The sequence below is a fragment of the Citrobacter sp. Cpa228 genome (genome assembly GCF_030333085.1).
GTDB classification, from domain to species: Bacteria; Pseudomonadota; Gammaproteobacteria; order Enterobacterales; family Enterobacteriaceae; genus Citrobacter; species Citrobacter pasteurii.
Genome location: NZ_JAOWGQ010000018.1, coordinates 1 through 219, shown reverse-complemented (window position 1 = coordinate 219; position 219 = coordinate 1). Strand labels below are relative to the sequence as shown.

The window sequence follows — 219 nt, the reverse complement described above, 5'->3', positions numbered from 1 at the left end:
ATAATGCGACTCCACACAGCGGGGGTGATTAGCTCAGCTGGGAGAGCACCTCCCTTACAAGGAGGGGGTCGGCGGTTCGAACCCGTCATCACCCACCAACTACTTTATGTAGTCTCCGCCGTGTAGAGTAAGAAATTGAGAAGTGGGTGATTAGCTCAGCTGGGAGAGCACCTCCCTTACAAGGAGGGGGTCGGCGGTTCGATCCCGTCATCACCCACC

2 tRNA genes are annotated in these 219 nt (G+C 56.6%); both read left to right on the top strand.

From position 1 onward, the window contains the following. Positions 1–22: 22 nt before the first annotated feature. A tRNA-Val gene (locus OGX91_RS00145) sits at positions 23–98 on the top strand. A gap of 46 nt (positions 99–144) precedes the next feature. Continuing rightward, positions 145–217: transfer RNA gene (locus OGX91_RS00140), tRNA-Val, on the top strand. Positions 218–219: the final 2 nt, after the last annotated feature.